Annotated in this window: 24 protein-coding genes; 2 read left to right on the top strand and 22 right to left on the bottom strand. The window is 57.3% G+C overall.

From position 1 onward, the window contains the following. Window positions 1-268 precede the first annotated feature (268 nt). Together BC360_RS25265 and BC360_RS25260 are read right to left on the bottom strand one after the other, a co-directional pair. Window positions 269-865, bottom strand: coding sequence for a hypothetical protein (locus BC360_RS25265; protein WP_065781517.1), 597 nt, complete (start codon window positions 863-865; stop codon window positions 269-271). After that, window positions 858-1,790 carry a hypothetical protein gene (locus BC360_RS25260; protein ID WP_065781516.1) on the bottom strand — a complete coding sequence of 311 codons (933 nt, stop codon included), beginning with the start codon at window positions 1,788-1,790 and terminating at the stop codon, window positions 858-860. The genes BC360_RS25265 and BC360_RS25260 overlap by 8 nt, the downstream gene beginning before the upstream one ends. Before the next feature lie 243 nt (window positions 1,791-2,033). Between BC360_RS25260 and BC360_RS25255 the strand changes: the two genes are divergently transcribed. Further along, window positions 2,034-2,249, top strand: a complete 216-nt coding sequence (locus tag BC360_RS25255; protein ID WP_141690299.1) for a hypothetical protein — start codon at window positions 2,034-2,036, stop codon at window positions 2,247-2,249. A 46-nt stretch (window positions 2,250-2,295) separates the two neighbouring features. Here the strand turns inward: BC360_RS25255 and BC360_RS25250 are convergent, their stop codons facing one another. Continuing rightward, on the bottom strand, window positions 2,296-2,673 hold the full coding sequence (locus BC360_RS25250; protein WP_244512896.1) for a hypothetical protein: 378 nt from the start codon (window positions 2,671-2,673) through the stop codon (window positions 2,296-2,298). A 186-nt stretch (window positions 2,674-2,859) separates the two neighbouring features. Here BC360_RS25250 and BC360_RS25245 point away from each other — a divergent pair, with 186 nt between their 5' ends. Beyond that, window positions 2,860-3,105 carry a hypothetical protein gene (locus tag BC360_RS25245; RefSeq protein ID WP_139110197.1) on the top strand — a complete coding sequence of 82 codons (246 nt, stop codon included), beginning with the start codon at window positions 2,860-2,862 and terminating at the stop codon, window positions 3,103-3,105. Window positions 3,106-3,149: 44 nt separating this feature from the next. Here BC360_RS25245 and BC360_RS25240 read toward each other — a convergent pair whose 3' ends face one another. The 19 genes from BC360_RS25240 to BC360_RS25155 form a co-directional block, all read right to left on the bottom strand. Then, window positions 3,150-3,452: a hypothetical protein gene (locus BC360_RS25240; RefSeq protein ID WP_065781512.1), complete on the bottom strand. Its 303-nt coding sequence runs from the start codon at window positions 3,450-3,452 to the stop codon at window positions 3,150-3,152. Further along, a complete protein-coding gene (locus tag BC360_RS25235) occupies window positions 3,449-3,784 on the bottom strand; it encodes a DUF2293 domain-containing protein (protein ID WP_065781511.1) in 336 nt (111 codons plus the stop codon). Before BC360_RS25235 ends, BC360_RS25240 begins: the two co-directional genes overlap by 4 nt. Beyond that, window positions 3,781-3,987: a hypothetical protein gene (locus BC360_RS25230; protein WP_065781510.1), complete on the bottom strand. Its 207-nt coding sequence runs from the start codon at window positions 3,985-3,987 to the stop codon at window positions 3,781-3,783. The genes BC360_RS25235 and BC360_RS25230 overlap by 4 nt, the downstream gene beginning before the upstream one ends. 12 nt (window positions 3,988-3,999) lie before the next feature. Next, window positions 4,000-4,245, bottom strand: coding sequence for a hypothetical protein (locus BC360_RS25225; RefSeq protein WP_065781509.1), 246 nt, complete (start codon window positions 4,243-4,245; stop codon window positions 4,000-4,002). A gap of 134 nt (window positions 4,246-4,379) precedes the next feature. Next, window positions 4,380-4,661, bottom strand: coding sequence for a hypothetical protein (locus BC360_RS25220; RefSeq protein ID WP_065781508.1), 282 nt, complete (start codon window positions 4,659-4,661; stop codon window positions 4,380-4,382). 849 nt (window positions 4,662-5,510) lie between these two features. Further along, window positions 5,511-8,234 carry a D-alanyl-D-alanine carboxypeptidase family protein gene (locus BC360_RS25215; protein ID WP_065781507.1) on the bottom strand — a complete coding sequence of 908 codons (2,724 nt, stop codon included), beginning with the start codon at window positions 8,232-8,234 and terminating at the stop codon, window positions 5,511-5,513. A gap of 11 nt (window positions 8,235-8,245) precedes the next feature. Further along, a complete protein-coding gene (locus BC360_RS25210) occupies window positions 8,246-9,877 on the bottom strand; it encodes a terminase large subunit (RefSeq protein WP_065781506.1) in 1,632 nt (543 codons plus the stop codon). Beyond that, window positions 9,877-10,263, bottom strand: a complete 387-nt coding sequence (locus BC360_RS25205; protein ID WP_065781505.1) for a phage terminase small subunit P27 family — start codon at window positions 10,261-10,263, stop codon at window positions 9,877-9,879. The genes BC360_RS25210 and BC360_RS25205 overlap by 1 nt, the downstream gene beginning before the upstream one ends. Continuing rightward, window positions 10,260-10,559 (bottom strand): phage head closure protein, encoded by a 300-nt coding sequence (locus BC360_RS25200; RefSeq protein WP_065781548.1) that lies wholly within the window; start codon window positions 10,557-10,559, stop codon window positions 10,260-10,262. The genes BC360_RS25205 and BC360_RS25200 overlap by 4 nt, the downstream gene beginning before the upstream one ends. 17 nt (window positions 10,560-10,576) lie before the next feature. Further along, entirely contained in the window at window positions 10,577-10,990 is a 414-nt protein-coding gene (locus BC360_RS25195; RefSeq protein ID WP_065781504.1) for a DUF3168 domain-containing protein, read from the bottom strand. A 3-nt stretch (window positions 10,991-10,993) separates the two neighbouring features. Further along, on the bottom strand, window positions 10,994-11,419 hold the full coding sequence (locus tag BC360_RS25190) for an HK97-gp10 family putative phage morphogenesis protein (protein ID WP_065781503.1): 426 nt from the start codon (window positions 11,417-11,419) through the stop codon (window positions 10,994-10,996). After that, window positions 11,409-11,711 carry a head-tail connector protein gene (locus BC360_RS25185; RefSeq protein ID WP_065781502.1) on the bottom strand — a complete coding sequence of 101 codons (303 nt, stop codon included), beginning with the start codon at window positions 11,709-11,711 and terminating at the stop codon, window positions 11,409-11,411. Before BC360_RS25185 ends, BC360_RS25190 begins: the two co-directional genes overlap by 11 nt. Continuing rightward, entirely contained in the window at window positions 11,708-12,178 is a 471-nt protein-coding gene (locus tag BC360_RS25180; RefSeq protein WP_065781501.1) for a hypothetical protein, read from the bottom strand. Before BC360_RS25180 ends, BC360_RS25185 begins: the two co-directional genes overlap by 4 nt. Then, entirely contained in the window at window positions 12,178-12,516 is a 339-nt protein-coding gene (locus BC360_RS31110) for an HNH endonuclease (protein WP_083222726.1), read from the bottom strand. The genes BC360_RS25180 and BC360_RS31110 overlap by 1 nt, the downstream gene beginning before the upstream one ends. Then, window positions 12,513-13,088 (bottom strand): hypothetical protein, encoded by a 576-nt coding sequence (locus tag BC360_RS25175; RefSeq protein ID WP_065781500.1) that lies wholly within the window; start codon window positions 13,086-13,088, stop codon window positions 12,513-12,515. The genes BC360_RS31110 and BC360_RS25175 overlap by 4 nt, the downstream gene beginning before the upstream one ends. 3 nt (window positions 13,089-13,091) lie before the next feature. Continuing rightward, window positions 13,092-14,654, bottom strand: coding sequence for a phage major capsid protein (locus BC360_RS25170; protein ID WP_065781499.1), 1,563 nt, complete (start codon window positions 14,652-14,654; stop codon window positions 13,092-13,094). Further along, complete coding sequence (locus BC360_RS25165; RefSeq protein WP_065781498.1) at window positions 14,651-14,989, bottom strand: gene transfer agent family protein; 339 nt, start codon at window positions 14,987-14,989, stop codon at window positions 14,651-14,653. Before BC360_RS25165 ends, BC360_RS25170 begins: the two co-directional genes overlap by 4 nt. Further along, entirely contained in the window at window positions 14,986-15,237 is a 252-nt protein-coding gene (locus BC360_RS25160) for a hypothetical protein (RefSeq protein ID WP_139110195.1), read from the bottom strand. Before BC360_RS25160 ends, BC360_RS25165 begins: the two co-directional genes overlap by 4 nt. After that, window positions 15,234-16,454 carry a phage portal protein gene (locus tag BC360_RS25155; protein WP_065781497.1) on the bottom strand — a complete coding sequence of 407 codons (1,221 nt, stop codon included), beginning with the start codon at window positions 16,452-16,454 and terminating at the stop codon, window positions 15,234-15,236. The genes BC360_RS25160 and BC360_RS25155 overlap by 4 nt, the downstream gene beginning before the upstream one ends. Window positions 16,455-16,504: the final 50 nt, after the last annotated feature.

The following is a 16,504-nucleotide window of genomic DNA, read 5'->3' as shown; positions in this document are numbered from 1 at the left end:
CCATGAAGGGCCGACGGCACCGGCGTGTCGCATGGCCTTCGTCTCGACAGGCATTATACGCCGACAATGCTCCCACAGATTCGCGGTCAGCAACATCGTGTGCAGCTAATAATCTAATGCTTTTGGGGATTTCGTTGGTCGGAGTGGAGAGATTCGAAATCGCCATCTCTCCACTTTATAACCTCGTATCAAATTGTTTTTAAATGATAAAATGAATATTAGCATTCGATCATTTGTGACATTGTGACGGGCGTAATTTTGTGACGTGTTACGCGCCCTTCTTACTGCTGTCTTTCAATTTCTCTTCAAAAAGAAAGTTAACCCGGCCAACAATCCGAGCGAACGTGTAGCCTCCTTCAAGGATTAAGAAAAAGAAGGCGCTGCGAATCACTAGCTGCAGCCACCAAATGTAATCCGACGCCTTAGGGGTGATTTCCAGCAAGCAAGGCAGCACTCGTTTAGCAAACCAATCGTTCTGTGCCTCAGGCGCAATAACTACCATAGCCACGGCCAGTGCGGCGGACGCCGTCATCACGAAATAGGAAACGTTGTGAAACAGTTCTTTGGACAGATCACGAATGCGTTCCATCCTGTTCTTTTTCTCTAAGGATGCGTCGCTGGAAACAGTTCCCTCGTTGCCACTTGCGATATAGAAAAGAACACTGAAGCCGAAGCCAAGAAGAATTGACGCCACAGTATTAATGGAATTGACGAAATCTGTCAGGTTATCCGTGAGAAGGAAAGCTATAGCCGGCGATATCGCTACAAATGCAGCGATTCGCGGCCAAATACGGATACGCCCGTCCGTTCTATAGTTATAGAAGGTTGCGTTATTCTCCGCGATGATGGACCTAATGCTAACCATTCTCTGTGACTTTTATGACGTGATCATTAAGGGCTATCAGTATCTCGTTGCATGTGTCTGCGTTGCCAGGATGGCCGTCTTCATCAACATCGACTTCAAGCGGAAATCTTGTCGCCCGAAACCCATTCTCGAACATGTAAATGGTTGTCGATTTTCCGTTCATATCCGCGAGCACGGTGCAATCGATAACGTCGTCGTCTTCGATGGCGATCACGTCGCTTTGATTCATAAGGCCAGCGACGGCATGTTTGATCGCATTCTGGCCCTGTCCGAAAAATGGAATGATGTTTCGTTTAACCCGCTCGACAAGAATGTCATCCTTGCCAGAGCGGGTCAGGGCAATCATTATTTTACCGCCAAGAGTGCTTCGACCGTTGATCGCTGTTGATTTGTTCGCAACATTTACCCGGATTTCACGCGGCTCTGCGTTCTTATAGTAAGACGCACCTAGTCTGAAAGAATGGGAGCGAATTCCCTTTCGTTCAGGCATAAAACCGACAAGCGTATCCTTTAGAGTATTATACCCTCCGAATAGTCCAAGGTATTGGGACCCTATGTAAATCATGCCAGTCTCGGACAAATACAGCACAAAATGAAACGGGCGTAGGTTTACGCTTTGTGCGGATATCTTTCCTTTGTCAGTATTGTCGTATCCGTGACCATAGTAAGAAGCCCTGAATGTGCCCGTAATGGTGCGAGCGTTGGGAAAATCAAGGTTCTCAAGCGGCGCTTCTTTGCGGGACCGCAACCTTTCGATGTCGGATTCCTGTTTCAAGTCGAAGGGTTTTTGGGCCTGCATCTTCGCGAAAAGCGCAGAGAATTCCGCCGTTGTGAACGGTGAAATCGCCTCCTCGTTGCCGGATTTCTTCATTCGCGCCAGATAGTGGAAGCTAGCGCTTACCTCTTCATTCTTTCTCGTAACCATTCGCCCTGATATCCCGTAACAGCTTACAACTAGCGATTCGCACTCGTAGGGATTGAAACACTAAAAGTAGCTCTTGTTTAGTGGGGACTAAGTAGCGTCGTCCGGCACCCTCCACAACTTGGGGATATCTTTAATGTTCTTATTTTGTTCTTTTTGTCGCAGAAGTCAAGGCGTTCGGGGAGAGCCGCGAGGGGCAACCGATGGGGTTAGAAGATGGCAAGGCTAGTGGGCAGTTCTAGTGAGATGGAAGAGCAGGCGCGAAAGTTGTCCGATGCCGAGCTTGCCGAAATCGCATGGATGAATGATAGCCCGGAAGCACTAAAGGCACGCGGCGAGATTGCGCGCCGAGCGGCGGAAGGTGGCCAGTCGACGCTTCGCTGGGCGAAGATAGCTGGCTGGGCAGGAATTGTCGCGATTGTATTAACTTTGATCAGCTTGGGTATTCAGGTCATCGGCTAAATCTGAGTGGAAAGCCCGCTGGTGAAGGCCAGTGGGCTTTCGTTGATCACTTCTTCTTTTTCGCTGCCGTTGCCGGCTGTATTTTCGGTGTCTCTGTTCCAGCCCACGCGAGGCCGTTCATGAACGCACTGCAAGCTTGGATGGGTCCGACCAATACGGTAGCGCCCGCTAGGTTGCCGTTGACCTTTTGGCGAGCCTTGGCAACGTCCGCGTCTGTCGCTCCTAGCGCCTTCGCCTTTGCAAGGTTCGACTGAGCGTCGGCGCGCATTTGCGCAACCGAACCGTATCCGCCATATGCCGGGCAGTTCATTGCAACAGCTTCCGCGCCTGCATAGCGATTGAGGTGCGCCTCCATTGGAGTGGCGGCGGGCGTGGTATTGCACCCGGCAAGCGTCAAGGCCGCTGCACCGGCAACGATAAGCATTCTCATTTCTTGGAATCCCCCACAGATTTACAACTTGTCGTGTATCGACGCTTGTGTTGCCCGACAAGAGGTCTGGCGCTTCTCCACGCTGCAATAACCGATCTGACGAGTCTGCTAAGTGATTGCATGCTGCCTCTTGCGCAACTAAGGTTTGCATATCCTGTAAACCTGACACAAAGAGCCCACATGAAATTCGTCGGTGTAATGATCCTCGTGCAAATGATCGGTGGTTCTGCCGAGCCCCGGATTGAGACCAAAGTGTTGACCATCCTGCCGATGGAACAATGCGAGGAGCAAGCAGCCAACCTCAACCGGGATGTGGTGCCGCCGAAACTGACTCAGGACGGTGGTATCATCGTATTCGAACGCCGTCAGTGCGCCCTTATGATGGATAGCGAACTGACGGCGGCGGCTAAGCGGATTGGAAACTGAGTGAAGCTGCCGTTCACGACTGATGCCTCTTGTCTGCCGTCGATTTAGGGAAGTAGCCGCGATGCAAGCGTCGTCGGCAGCCCATCGCAAAAAATCACCATGGCGTCTTGTGGAACGGATGAAAGGGCCTTTCGTAGGGCGGTTGCGTCGAAGTGGTTCCACGCTTTCGCCTGCGTCAACTGGACTGCCGCCATGAAAATTCGGTCGCTGTCCGCTCCCCCGTCAGGACCAACTTCGGTCAGAAACTTCGCAAGCGCAGCGAGAAAATCTTGAGCGAAGCTTTGATCTGAAAGTCGGTGATCAAGGGTTGTTATGTCTGAAGGTCGCAGTGCTGCAATGTTTATCATCGCATCCCCTGTTGAATGGCGCGGGTTGCCGGGAAGTCATCAAGCGCTTGCCTTGGCCGCTTCTTCCACGCCCCAATCATAGCGTTGATCTTTGGTTGCACTCGCCGCCGTGCTTCATTCCGATCGGTGCCGACTAAAAGCATCTGGTCATAGTCGGTCATGGTATGTCGAAGCGTGGTCTGCATGGTGATGCCGACCGCCTTACCGATGGATGCCTTCTGCCAGTCCTTTTTGGCGATCTCTGCGACGAAGAACGTGACGGCGAAATCCGGGCATCCGGGATGCTTGCGGCGAATGTGCTTCTCTATCGCTTCCGCCGCAAACTTCGTCATGCTTCACGCCGTCGCTGATTTTCGAAGGCGTAAAAGATGACGCTGGCGAGTTCGTCAGCGCGCCGGGAGACGGGCACAAAGTCCCATTCTTCCTGCGGCTCATTGCGTGCCTGGATCAGCGTTTCTTCAATGATGACGCTGATTTTTTTGACGAAAGCTTCATCGGTATCCTTCCACGGAAGGATGTTCGATTGATCAGACATGATGCTTCACCTCTAAGCGGCTGGCCGGATAAGCGAAGGAATACCTGCAACAATTTGCTTTGCCGCTTCCGCGCGCTGATCTTCAATGATCTGTCGCATCATATCCTCTGGCACGATGCCGTAATCAGTGAGCAATTCCGCGATCTGGTGCGGGGCGATCTGGCCGGAAACCATGTCCGGCTGAAGCTTGGCAATATTGGCGGCGAGGCCGTGGGTGAGGCTGTCGAAGATGGCAGTGGGAATGAAGGTGGTTTGCATAGGTAGCCTTTCTGATTTTTCGACATGAATCTTAGGCCGCGCAGATTCACGCGTCTAGAGGATTGCTAATTTTTGTTGTTATAAAACAAAGGCTTAATATAAGTAAGAACATACTTATTTTTGGCCGTTCGGCGCTAGAACCGACCGAATACCTCGTTTTCCTTCATACGTTCGGTGCTTTCTTGCTCGATCCGGGCGTTGCGCTTGGCAAGGGCTTTCTCGCCCTTTGCGCGGTGATAGGCGGCTTGCGTCCGTTCCTGCCACTTCCGCTTTGCAACGGCGTCCTTGTGGTTGCGGAGTTCCGCGATGGTCAAACCGGCAGCATCCGCTTCAGCTTTTTCGCGAGCGACGATGCCTTGTGCGCGCTTCTGTTGCTGAGCTTTATACTTTTCACGGAATACCGGAGATATTGCCACGTGCTGCTTCCCTGCTAACGAACAGTGAGGCCGGGGTGTCAGAAAGGAAAACCGCCCCGGCCTCATTCCCATGGAGCCGCGCTTTCGCGCACACGCTGCTATAGCGGTCTGGAAATCGGACGCTGTGGGAAAAATGAGGGCGGCGAGCTTTTGGGGACCGGAGACATTAGGATTGGAAGCTTTATCCAGTCGCGTAGCGATCTAAAGAAGCAAAATCCACGTAACAACAATAACCATCTTCTAGGAAAAAGGACATAGCTTCACTATGCGCATAGAAAAGACAAAGGGCCTATTGGCAAGTGTCTAATCTATGCTTGGTGAAGAGCTATCCAAAACCTTCTTCTGAGGCCACCACAGCACACACCTTATGACGGGGTGCAGGGGGAGGACATAACCAAACTAGAGAACCTTGTGACAGGTAAGGCGGGGTCTGACTGTCGCCTTTTATCTCTGGCTTCCTCTGTCCCTTAGAAACAGGCCACCCTTCCGGTGTGGGCCGTTTCCTTACGACTGAGCAGGCGTAAACGTGTCATACCAGTTTGGCGATATCGACGCGTTTTGTGGGTCGCAAGCTACCAGCGGAGCCCACTCCTGCGACGTCTGACATTACGGCGTGAAATCATCGGCGGCTAGGCCAGCCTATTCAGGAAGCAGGTAAAGTCAGACGCTGCTTTTCTGGGTTATATTATAGCAAGTTCACAATCGCCCTGACGAACTATTTCGTTGAAATCAGAAGAAAAACCCCATGCATCCGATTTTCTACCTGCTATAATAGAGACAATTGCAGCAGCAGCGGCAATTGTTTTCACAAACACCCGGCGAAGTCAGACGCGCCGGGTGTTTTGTTGTCTATCGGCTCCTGCTATTGGCGAAATTGCCGGGCCTTGTCTGTTTCCGCATCTCGTCGGCCACCACGCCGCGCATTGTAACTTCCATCTGCCGGGCCATCCGCTTCGCGAGGTCGGCATTCTGTTCAGGTGTCCCGCCGCCGTTCGTGTTGACGGTGACAGGGGCGTTAATCGAGATCGCTTGCACCGGGGCGGCGCTCATGCTGCCAAGGTCCGGCGTGGAAAGCATCGGCGTGCCGGTGACAAGGCCACCTTCGGCATAGCCGGGCATCCTCCCATAGTTCATCGCGTCAAGTGCGCGGGTGCCAATCCGCCGCGTGGCTTCCTTCGTCACGACGTATTCACCGCCATGGACGATACCCTTCGGCTCGTGCTTGCCGCCATCGCCAGTGTATCCCCCTTCCGCGAAGCCGAAGAGTGCGCCGAGCAAGCCGCCGAGGATACCACCGAAACCGCCGCCGCTACTTCCAGCGCCAGCACCACCACCGAACAAACCGGCAAGCGGCCCTTCGCCCATAAGAACGGCCTGAAGGCCAACTTTGATCAGCGTTTGCAACATGGATTGCAACGCCTGTTCCGCCGTCATGGTGCCTGACAAAAGACCGGCAAGGGCGTCCGTGATTTGCGAGCCGAAGAAATGCCCGGCTTCGGCAAGCCCTTCCTGTTTCTGGCGAAGCCCTTCGGTTGCCACTTCCGCTTGCGCCATACCCTGCGCAAGCTGGGCGATCTGGGCGCGCTGCTGAGGGGTGAGGGTGATGCCCGCTCGCTGCGCCTGATTGAGCATCTCTTGCTCATACCGGAGCGCCTGCGCCCGCTGCGCCGTCATGCCAAGCGCCTGTTGTTCGGTGCCCTGCGCCGCGACGTATTCGCGGGCATTGGCCGTGATCTGGCTATAGGCGTCGGCCTGCCGAGTCGCTGCGTCGGTCAGACGTTGAATTTCGGCGGTTGTGTTCTTACTACGGGCGTCGGCGTCCTCAATGTGCCAGTTCTCATTCGACAACGGGAAGGACAGGCCGAAGCTTCCTGCATTCTGGTGCATCCACTTCCGGGCAGCGTCGGACGCATAGCCGAGATCGGCAGCGTTACCCTTATTGTGCTGGCTGTTGCCGGGCGGTGCCGCCCACTTCCGGGCGGCTTCCGGCGATCCATGTTTTTCCAACGCATCAAGCCAAATTTCCTGTTGGCGCTGAATGGAGCGATAGCCGGAGTTGATCGTGACCGAACCGCGAAGGTCGTCGGGCATGGAGGCCAGCATTTTCGCCAGCTTCGCCGCGAAGGCGTCGGCCATGCCGTTGACGTGATCCTGCGCTTTGCCGGACGCCAGCCTGCTAGAAAGGTAGCCTGTCGGATCGTCGGTCGCGCTCTTGAGGTTCACAGACGAAAGCGCCTTGCCGCGCATTTCGTTAGCCAGGGCGATTTCGCGCTGACCTTGCGCACGTGCGATTGCAGCCTGATAGACGGCTTCGATTTGGGCTTTCTTGTCGAGATCGGCCAGCGATTTCGCCAGTTCCGGGACTTCGTTCTTCAGGGCGCGGATTGCGTCACCGAAGTTCTTGATGTTGGCGACGGCGCGGCCTGCGGCGGTATCAGTGCCGGACAAGGTAGCGTTGAGGTTGTCGAGCGGCGGCTTTGCGCCGCGTGCTTCCTCGCCGGTCTTGTAGATGAAGCTTTCGGAATAGCCGTTGCGCCGGTCGAGAATGTCGCGAAGCTTCATCGCCTCGCCGGTCAATTCCTCGACAAGCTGCTTCTGGCGATCAATGTTGAGGTCAATGGTCGGATCGTCGGGATTGATGCCCTTATCAAGCTGAAGATCGGACAGAAGGTCTTTCGCTTCGCGAAGCTTGTCGTAGGTGCTGAGAAGCTGAGACTGGACGTTCCGCGTCGTCTGTTCCTCGATGCGGTTCATCCGGTCAAGCCAATCGTCCATAGCACCGACGACATCAACCACGGCTTTCTTTAGAGCCGTGCCAACGGTGCCGGTGATCTTCGAGAACTTCCGGTCGATTTCGTCGGCGCGCTGAATCACCTCGTCGTCAAGGACAAGGCCAAGGTCGTGAGCTTCCTTGATGGCTCGCCGGATACCGTCGGCACCTTGGCTAATGAGTTCCACGAAACGTTCGCCGCCCGTGCCGCCGAACAGTTCATCGGCAATGCGGATTTGTGCCGCCCGGTCGAATTGCTGAAGTCGGGCAATGATTTCGATAAGCAATTCGTTCGGGTCGGCCAGCTTGCGCTTAAGTTCCGTGGCGCTGTAGCCAAGGCGGGCGAAGGCGTCGGCGGCGCTGCCCTTTCCGGTGACAATGAATTCGTCTGCGCGAAGGGAAAGCTCCTTCATTCCGTCGACAAGCGCGTCAACCGGGATGCGGGCTTGGTTCGCCACATGGGACAGTTCTTGGAAAGTGCGATTGGATAGACCGGCGCGCTTGGCTTCTGATCCGATGTTCGCCACGCCCCTTGTAAGGTCGGTGACGCGGCCAATGATGGCATCCAGCCCGCCGATTGCCAGCCCGCCCACGATACCACCAGCCAGCCCCTTGCTGAATGCGCCCATGGTCTTCATGGCATTGCCCATGGCCTTCTCGATGCCCGAACCGGCGTTTTCGGCGTCCTTCTTCATCTGGCCGAAGTCGCGGCGGGTCCGATTCTTACCGCGCTCAAGGTCGCGTTCGAATTTCGTAAGGCGGGCCTCAAACGAGACCAAAAGGCGCTGTTCGTCGTCTGCCATCTGATAGGCTCCTATGCGGCTTCGGCTTCGTCGCGAAGCCGGTCAAATTCATCGGGATCGAGGTCGAAAATGGATCGGCGGTTGTCGTTCGCAACGGCACGGGACACGGCCATGGCGGCGGCAACAGCGCCGTCGATACGGTCGGTCTTCTTGCCCTTGTGCATCCGCACAAGGCCGGTATCGTTGCGGCTGGCAACGACGCTATCGAAGTGATGGCGAAGGACCGGGTGCCCGTTGTGGCGAATATTGAAGCCATTCACGACGCGCTCAAGGGTGCCGATGGCCGGTCCCATGGTGAGCGGTCCCTGTCGCATCTCAATTGCAGGCAAGCCGTCATCATGAAGGCGCTGCATGGTCATCCGGGCAAGGTGCGGGTCGAATGCGATTTCCTGGACGTTGTCATTGTCGGCGCAAATCTCGCGAATGTGCTGCTCGACAGCTTCCGGCTCGATCACCGGGCCGTCAATTACGGTAATCAAGCCTTCATCGCGCCACTGTTCATAAGGCACGCCGTCACGCTGCGAACGGCCCTTCAGGTCATCGCCCGGCACAAAGAACCACGGGTGAACGAAGATCCGGCCATCGTCGTGACGCCATGCGCCAACCACGGCAGTCAGGTCGCCGTTCACGGACATATCGACTCCGAGGAAGCACGGCAGCGCCGCAAGGTCGACAAGGTCAAAATGCTGATCAATCCCGGCGTCATAGGTCGCCATGTTGAACAGCGGGTCGCGGGAATGGGCCTGCCAGATATTCAAGTTGAACTGCTGAAACGCGAACCGTTCGGCGGGCCGGTCGGCTGCTTCCTTCGCAGCGGTGCGCAAGGCGTTCAAGTTCGGGAAGCCGTGGGCAAGGCCGGGATTGCAACGATGCCAAACGGCTTCATCCTGCCAATCGTCGCCGGGCGCTGCTTCGAAGATAATCGGCAGATATGCCGGATTGTCGATCTCGCCGAGCGCGACCTTGCGGGCATAATCGTATTCGGTGAAGCCAAGATTTTCAGAACCGCGCCCGGCAGTCGTCGCGATCACCATAAGCGTGCCGCTGGTCTTGACCATGCCGGATTTCAGGGCTTCCCAAAGGTCTCGGCCCTTCCAAACGTGGATTTCGTCCACGAGGACGAAAGCGGGCGTCTTGCCATGCTGGGCCGCGCCATCGCTGGAAATGGCTTGAAGCTCGACCCCTTCAGAATTCAGGACGATCTTCTTCGCGCTGTTATGGGCGTTATAGATGCGGGTCGCCGCAACAATCCGCTTGTCCATGCGGACAATGTTCGCAGCTTCCTTGAAGCCAAGCCCGGCTTGTTCACGGTCGGACGCGGCAAAGATCACCTGTCCTGCAGCGACACGTTCGGGGCCGATGGTATGGAGCAAGGCAAGGGCTGCGGCGAGACTGGTCTTGCGGTTGCCACGCGGGATCATCCAGAACACGGTTTCAACAATCCGCCTGCCGTCCGCGTGTCGGGGTCCATAGATGCGGCGAACAATCCGTTCCTGCCAATCGTAGAGCTGGAAAGCCGACTTCGACGCGGTGCTGTTCGGGTGCCTCAACAACCGGAGGAACTTCACAGCCCTTTCGCCATAGCCGAAAGGGTCGGGAATATCGCTGCCGTCAAAAATCCAATCGGGATAGGTGCTTGCCATCAAAGCACCTTCAGGGGGTTGTCGCTGTCGTCATCGGCGGATGCACCACCGACACGCGCACGCGACACGGGCGAGAGACCATATTCAGCCGCAAGCTGCCGCGCTGTCTGCATCGCCTTATCCTGCGCGCGGCAAAACTTAAGATCGATCTCGCCGGTTGCGCGAAGCTGGTCCTCAATCTCGCGAACAAGGCCACGGGCGCGGCAATAGTCTTCGACGCCGCCGAGATCGCCACGGGTGATAATCCCGCGTTCAATAAGGCCGGGCCAGACGCGTTTCCATTCCGCACGGGCATACTCTGAAAGAGTCCTCGGCGCGGCGGGCGCTTTCGTCAACGCGTTGCTGTCGCGGGAAATGGGCGGCTTCACGCCGCGAAGGTGTGTCACCGGATCACCTCGCCGCGAAGCTCAAGGGCTTCATGCCTGCCGAGTTCCTTGATTTCTTTGAGGCCGTAGCTCTGGCCGTTGTGTGTCACACGGTCGGCGGTGGTGATGCCAGGGCGATACCGGACACGGAAAATCATGGTGCCGGTTTCGGCCTCGCCGTAGCCGGTGAAAAATTCGGTAGCGGTCTGCTGAAGGACTTCGGCCCAAACCACGGCCACGGGCGTCCATGCCTTCACCACGTCGCCGGTCGGCTTCACGGTTTCGGTCTGCCGGTCAATGGTGATGCGGCGATCCATGTTCCCGATATTGAGCACTAGACCACCCACCGAATGAGGGCTTCGACGGAAAGGACGCCGTGCCCATATTCGGGCTTCGGATCACGCGGGAACCGGGTTCCTGTCACCTTGAAGTGGTCGCAATAGCCGCCTTCAATCGGCAGATTGTATTTGGACAGGGCGGCGGCAAGGGTGCCGGTGATTTCTTTCGCGGCATCCTGCCCGGCATCCGGCGTCCAGATATGCAGGTCGAGATAAACCCACGCGGCGCTCTGGCTTGCGTAGTCGTTACCGTGCAAGGTCGTCGTGCCGTCGCTCATGACGATGCATGGCGTCTTATCCGGGCGGGTGGAGCCGGCGCGGATATGGTCAGCCGGGACAAGCGCCGTGACTTCCGGCTTATCCAGAAGCCGGGTGCGAATGGCGGTCTGAAGGGCAAGAACGGGTTCCACGGATTATCCTTTCCATGCATCGCGCACGGCCCTACGTCCGGCACGGTCAATGCGTTGCTGAAGGCGTTCGCCGAGAAGGCGAACGGCGAGCCAAAAGAATGGCTGCGCATCGGTCTTGCTGGTCCCGTATTCGACAAGGTGCGCATACCGAACGTCTGTATTGCCAGCGGTCACGATCACCTCATTTTCACCCGCCACGCGGGAGCCGCCCGGCTGACTGTAAGGCGGGGTCGCCTTTCCGGGTCCGGTGACGGCAATTGAGGTCTTGAGGTCGGGCGCACTGGTCGCCGGATCGTCGGGCGCAAGGTGACGCTGCATCGCGGCGAGTTCTTCCGCCGACGACATGAGCGCCTTGTTGATGCTCTTCCGGGGTGCTGCCTTCACGCGATCAAAGGCGCTCATGAGGTTATCGAGACCATCATTCGCCATCGTGGAACCACCTTTCCCGATAGCTATCGAGGACGACGGCCACGCCATGCGGCGCAAGCTGCGAGGTCAGACCGAAGGTCGCGATGTTGCGAACCTCATAATAGAAGGCGACAAGCCGAAGGATCGCCAACTTAAGATCAGCCGGGAACGGGTCGAGATCGGTCAGCGGCTTGCCGACATAGTTCGCCACGTATTGTTCGGCGGCTTCGATGTAAAGCTCGATCAAGGCGTCTTCATCGGTGCTATCCACCTTCATATGTTGCTTCGCCAGTTCCGGCGTGATGCCTGTCATTCGGCTGCTTCCTGTGAAAAAGTTAAATTCGGCCTCTCTTCCAAAGCCTTCCCCGCGCCGGTCCCCTTTGAAGGGGTAAAGTCCAAGACCACCCCCGGGTGCTTGCGGGCTGTTTTCGATCTGGGCGCGAGCGCTACCGCTTCCTCAATCGGCATCCTGCCAAGCCGGACAAGGAAGGCCGTCCTGCTAATGCCAACGTGTGCGGCCCACTCTGTCAGTGTCTTGCTCACGCCGTTTACCCAATAGCTCGTCCCTTTACGGCGCGAGGCTGGAAGTTGTTCAGGGCTGAAGATCGGCAACCGCTGGGTGCCAAGGCCGATTTGCATTGGCGTAGTGATCGCGTCAGCAATGGTTGCGCCGCGCTCAAGTCGCCCGATGATGATGGCTGGAGTGATCCCGTAATCGAGCGCCCATTCGGTGATAGGCTGGCCGATACCGTCGTGATCAAGGATGGTGGCGGGCGTCATCACAATGCACGCTCCTGCCGCTGTTTCACGCTGTTGTGGCATGGCGCGCAAAGGGGCTGCCAGTTTGCCCTATGCCAGAAGAGGCGCTTGTCGCCACGGTGCGGGATGACGTGATCCACCAGCGAGGCGGGGCTTCCGCATGTGCGGCAATACGGGTGCGCCTGAAGGTATTCGGCACGTGCTTTGCGCCATTCGTGGTCATAGCCACGGGCACGGGCTGAAGGGCGGCGCGCATCGTGCCGGGCCTTTCGCTCACGCTGGATAGTGCGCTGGCATTCACAAAGCTGGCCGTGGGGGACGATTGCGCCACAGGCGCAAATGCGGGGTGGCTTTCTCATCGGTCACGCCCTTGGCCTTTGAGTGCGTGCAGTCCGGCACGGTCAAATTCGGGATCAAGGCCAGCGACGACGTTACGCTCTGCCTGTTCCGGGTCGGTTTTATCGTCACTGCGGAAACGCGCCCAATACGCCCTGTTAATTTCGGTAGGTGTGGCGTTCCAAGCCTGTTCTGCCGTCCATCCGAGGATGCCGGTTGCGCGATCATAAAAGTTCGCGAAGATTTCAGCCCATGTCATGGGCCTATCAATCGTCAGCTGGTTTTTCCCCTTCGGATCGGGCGCCGGGGTGAGCATAGAAACGAGCTCGACCAGCGGGGCGCGAACGGACAGGAAGAATGGGAGAAGCGGCCTTCCGGGGATTGAAGACAGGAAGGCCGCTGCATCCTGACGGCTTGTCATCGTCAGGATCATTTCGGAAATGATCGTAAGGTTGCAATCGTCCAACGCCCGGAACAAGGCCGGAATGCCGTGGAGTTCTTCAAGGATGGTGGCGGCGCGCAGGGAGGGGCGAAGCGTCACGGCGTTGCCGCCGTGAACAATGGTGATTTCTTCGTATGCGCGCCGCTTGTTCATGGCTTACGCGGCAACCTTCAGCTTCACGAAGCGGTCGGGATGCGTCACGTCAGCGCCGACGCGCTTGCGGGCGTGGAACCGAACCTGTCCCTTGCCTGCGAGGCTGTAAGGGTCGCGAAGGGTCGAAAGGCCAACGCGGTCAATGATCCGGTAGCCGGAGAGATCGCCGAACAGGATCGGGAACTTGCCAGCGCCGATATCATCCATGTCGGGCATTTCGACAATCGGACGGCCAAGCAGGGTCATGACGCCGCCTGCCGTGATCGGATCGAGCACAAGGTAACGGCCAGTGCCGTCCTTCCACTGCCGAATAACGGACAGGGTGTTGCGGTTCATGAGCCAAGCGCCGTTCTGAGCGTGCGACGTGGCAATCTGGTGATACATGCCAATGATCACGTCTGCGGGGTTCGAAGTCGGGAAAGTCGCGGCAACGCCGGTCTTCACTTCCTTGATGCCGGAAGCGGTCATGATGCCCTTCGGCTGGCCGGTGCCCGTGCCCTTCACGAATGCAATGCCTTCGGTCTTGCCGAAGCTTTCGGCGTAGTCGGCAAGAAGTTCGCCCTCAAGGCCGTAAGCATTGTCTTCGAGAAGCTGGTTCGAAACGTCGGTGAAGGTCGCCAGTTCGAACGGGGTCAGCGTGACCTGTTCGAAGGTCATGCCGCTTTCGGTGCGGTCGCCGGTTTCGTCCACCCACGTTGCAGCAGTGCCGGACACGCGGCGCGGATACTTGATTTCCGGGGCTGAGATATTGACGACGCGGGCATAGCTGCGGATCGGGGAATATTCGTTCAAGAGCTTGATAAGCTCGCTGCCGAATTCTTCCGGGGCCAGGTATCCGCCGTTGGCGTCGGTCGAGACGGTGAGCGCCTTGACTTCATCCGGGCTGATACGTTCAACACCACGGCGAAGATAAGAGACGAACGCCTTCTGTTCGACGTTATCGTTGACGGCAGTGGGATGGTTGTTGTTATCGGCGGCGGGGCGGCGGTTCATCTTCGCCTTCATCGTGGCGATTTCTTCTTTGAGAGCCTTGACCTCTTCGGCGCTGGCAACCGGATCGGACTTCACTTCCGGCTCATTCTTCAGTTCGTTTTCCATGCTGTTTCCTTCGATGATTGATTTGACTTCGGCGGCGGCGTCCGGGTGAACCGGGCGGCGGCAAAGGCTGATTTCGGTGATGGTGAGATTGGTCAAAACACGCCCACCTTCAGGGCGGGCCTTGTGTTCGTGGAGGCGATAGCCAATGGACAGGCCACGCATGACGCCTGCCTTCATGTAGCGGCGGGCTTCCTTGGCAGGGTCCACGCCTTCGACAAACAGGCGGCCCTTCACCTCAAGGCCCTTGTCGGTGACGGCATAGGAATTCCAGATGCCGACAACCTTCCGCCCGTCATGTTCCATGAGCATCGGAATTTCGGGCACGAAGCTGAAGGCGGAAGGCTCGATAAGGTCGCCGTAGCTGTCCGGCTTGCCGAACGGCCACGCGGTGCCGGTCACGGTGCCGGTGTCGTCAATTGAGACTTCCGCTTTAATTTCGAGATTTTCGAGCGTGGCGGCGTCGATCATGCGGCCACCTGCTGCAGAGCGTCGTTGATCGCCTCCGTGCCGAAGAACAGAGCGGTAATGACGCCATCGGCAACGGCGAAGACTTCGGCCAGCGGACGCCCGATGGCATAAACGGAAACAAGGCGGTCGGCTTCAGCGGGAGCGGTGCCGCCACCAACAAGTCCGAGCCGGATAATTTCAGTCACGTCCGAAAAGCTGTAATCGGACCCACGGAAGCGTCGGAACAGAGCGCCGACGCCTTGGCCGGTCTTGCGCTCAAGTTCTTCAATTAGATCACGCGAGGGGAAGGCGAAGGTCTTTTCCCCGTCGCCAAAGAATGCACGGTGTTCGTTCATGGGTGTTCCTTGAGTGCGGCATTCAGTTGCTCAACCGACACGCGGTATGCGTCGTGAAGAGGTTTTCGTTGCTCTAACTCGACCAACGCGCGGAAGGCGCGCCCGGTGGAGCTACAGGCGGCACCATTGGGGCGGAAAAGTTCAAGGTCGAGACGAGCGGCAAGAACTCGTCGCGCTGCAAGCTGGGCCTTCTCTGGCATGTTCGATTTCAGAATCGTTGTAGCGATGTCGAAAGATGATCGGCTCACGCGGCTTCCTTCGCCGCAACCGACGCTGGCGCGGCGCTGCTGGTGGTATGGGGATTGATAAGTTCGTTGCCGTCTGGGAGGGGCGGCATATTCTGGATCGCGCGCGCCTCGTTCGGCGTCATGATCCGGTTTGTCACAAGGGCGGTCATGTTCGCGGTGCGGCTCGCCGCGTCGGCGCGCATGAGGTCTTCAGTGACAAACTCGAAGTAGTAGCTGTCGTGTTCGTCTTCGGTCAGAAGGACGGTTGCGAGTGCTTCCGTCCACGTATCCAGCCACGGGCGAAGGCAAAGCTGAAGGAAGGACGCACCCATCTGTTCGGCGTTGCTCCAGGTCGCCCGGCTCATCTCAAAAAGCAGATGCGGCGGAACGCCGAAGACGCGTGCGATGTCGGCAATCTGGAACACGCGATTTTCAAGGAACTGCGCGTCGGTAGAAGGCATTGTTTGCGAAACGAATTTGCGCCCACCGTCCAGATAGAGGGGTTCCCGGTTCTCTGATTCCTGCCACTTCCGCCAAGATTTCAGGACGTTGAAAAGGCGCTGCGCGCCCCCTGTATTCTCCGGCACCTTCTCCGGGTCTTCGATCACGCCACGGGGCATTCGACCGCTGCCGAATAGACGGGCGGCATCACGCTCAAGAATGGCGGAAAGGCCGATAGCCTCGCGTCCGAATGCTACAGGCGACCGGCCAAGGAAGGATCGGATATGAAGGATTTCGGTGTGCGGGTAATCTGTGGTGCCGCCGTCTTCAGTGACGCGGTAGACCGGAGGTGCGGCGGGTGTGTCTTCGATAATCGAGACAGTTCCCGGTTTCAGATAGATGAATTCGAACGGGCGCCCATCCGGGTAGCGCACGACGCGGGCGAAGCCGCTCCCGTAAATGAGGGCTTCGGCGGTCAGTTGGGTGCGAAGCCAAATCGGGCCCGTCCATGCATTGGAGCGGCGGTGCACGATGCGATAGGCGGAATGATCCTCTGCCGCCTGCTTGGTATCTTTCGTCTCGCGGTAAAGCTTTACGGGAAGAGAGCCGACGCTTTGGGAAATCAACCGGACGGCTTGCGCTACGGCAGGAACGTAAAGCGCTGACATGCCGCCGACGTTCACGCCCGAAACGGTAGAGCGAACGCCGAAAAGCTCTGAAATAGCAGGATCAGACAGGGCGTAAGCTTTGCGCCCGTCAAAACCGATCTTGCTTTTTACCTCAGTCCAAATTCCCATTAAGGACAATACTCCCATTAATCTAGGAATATTGTCCCACACTCAGATTC

This window comes from Ensifer sp. LC163 (genome assembly GCF_001695855.1).
GTDB lineage: Bacteria > Pseudomonadota > Alphaproteobacteria > Rhizobiales > Rhizobiaceae > Ensifer.
Note: the sequence above shows the minus strand (reverse complement) of the source record. Positions and strands in the feature narration are given on the sequence as shown.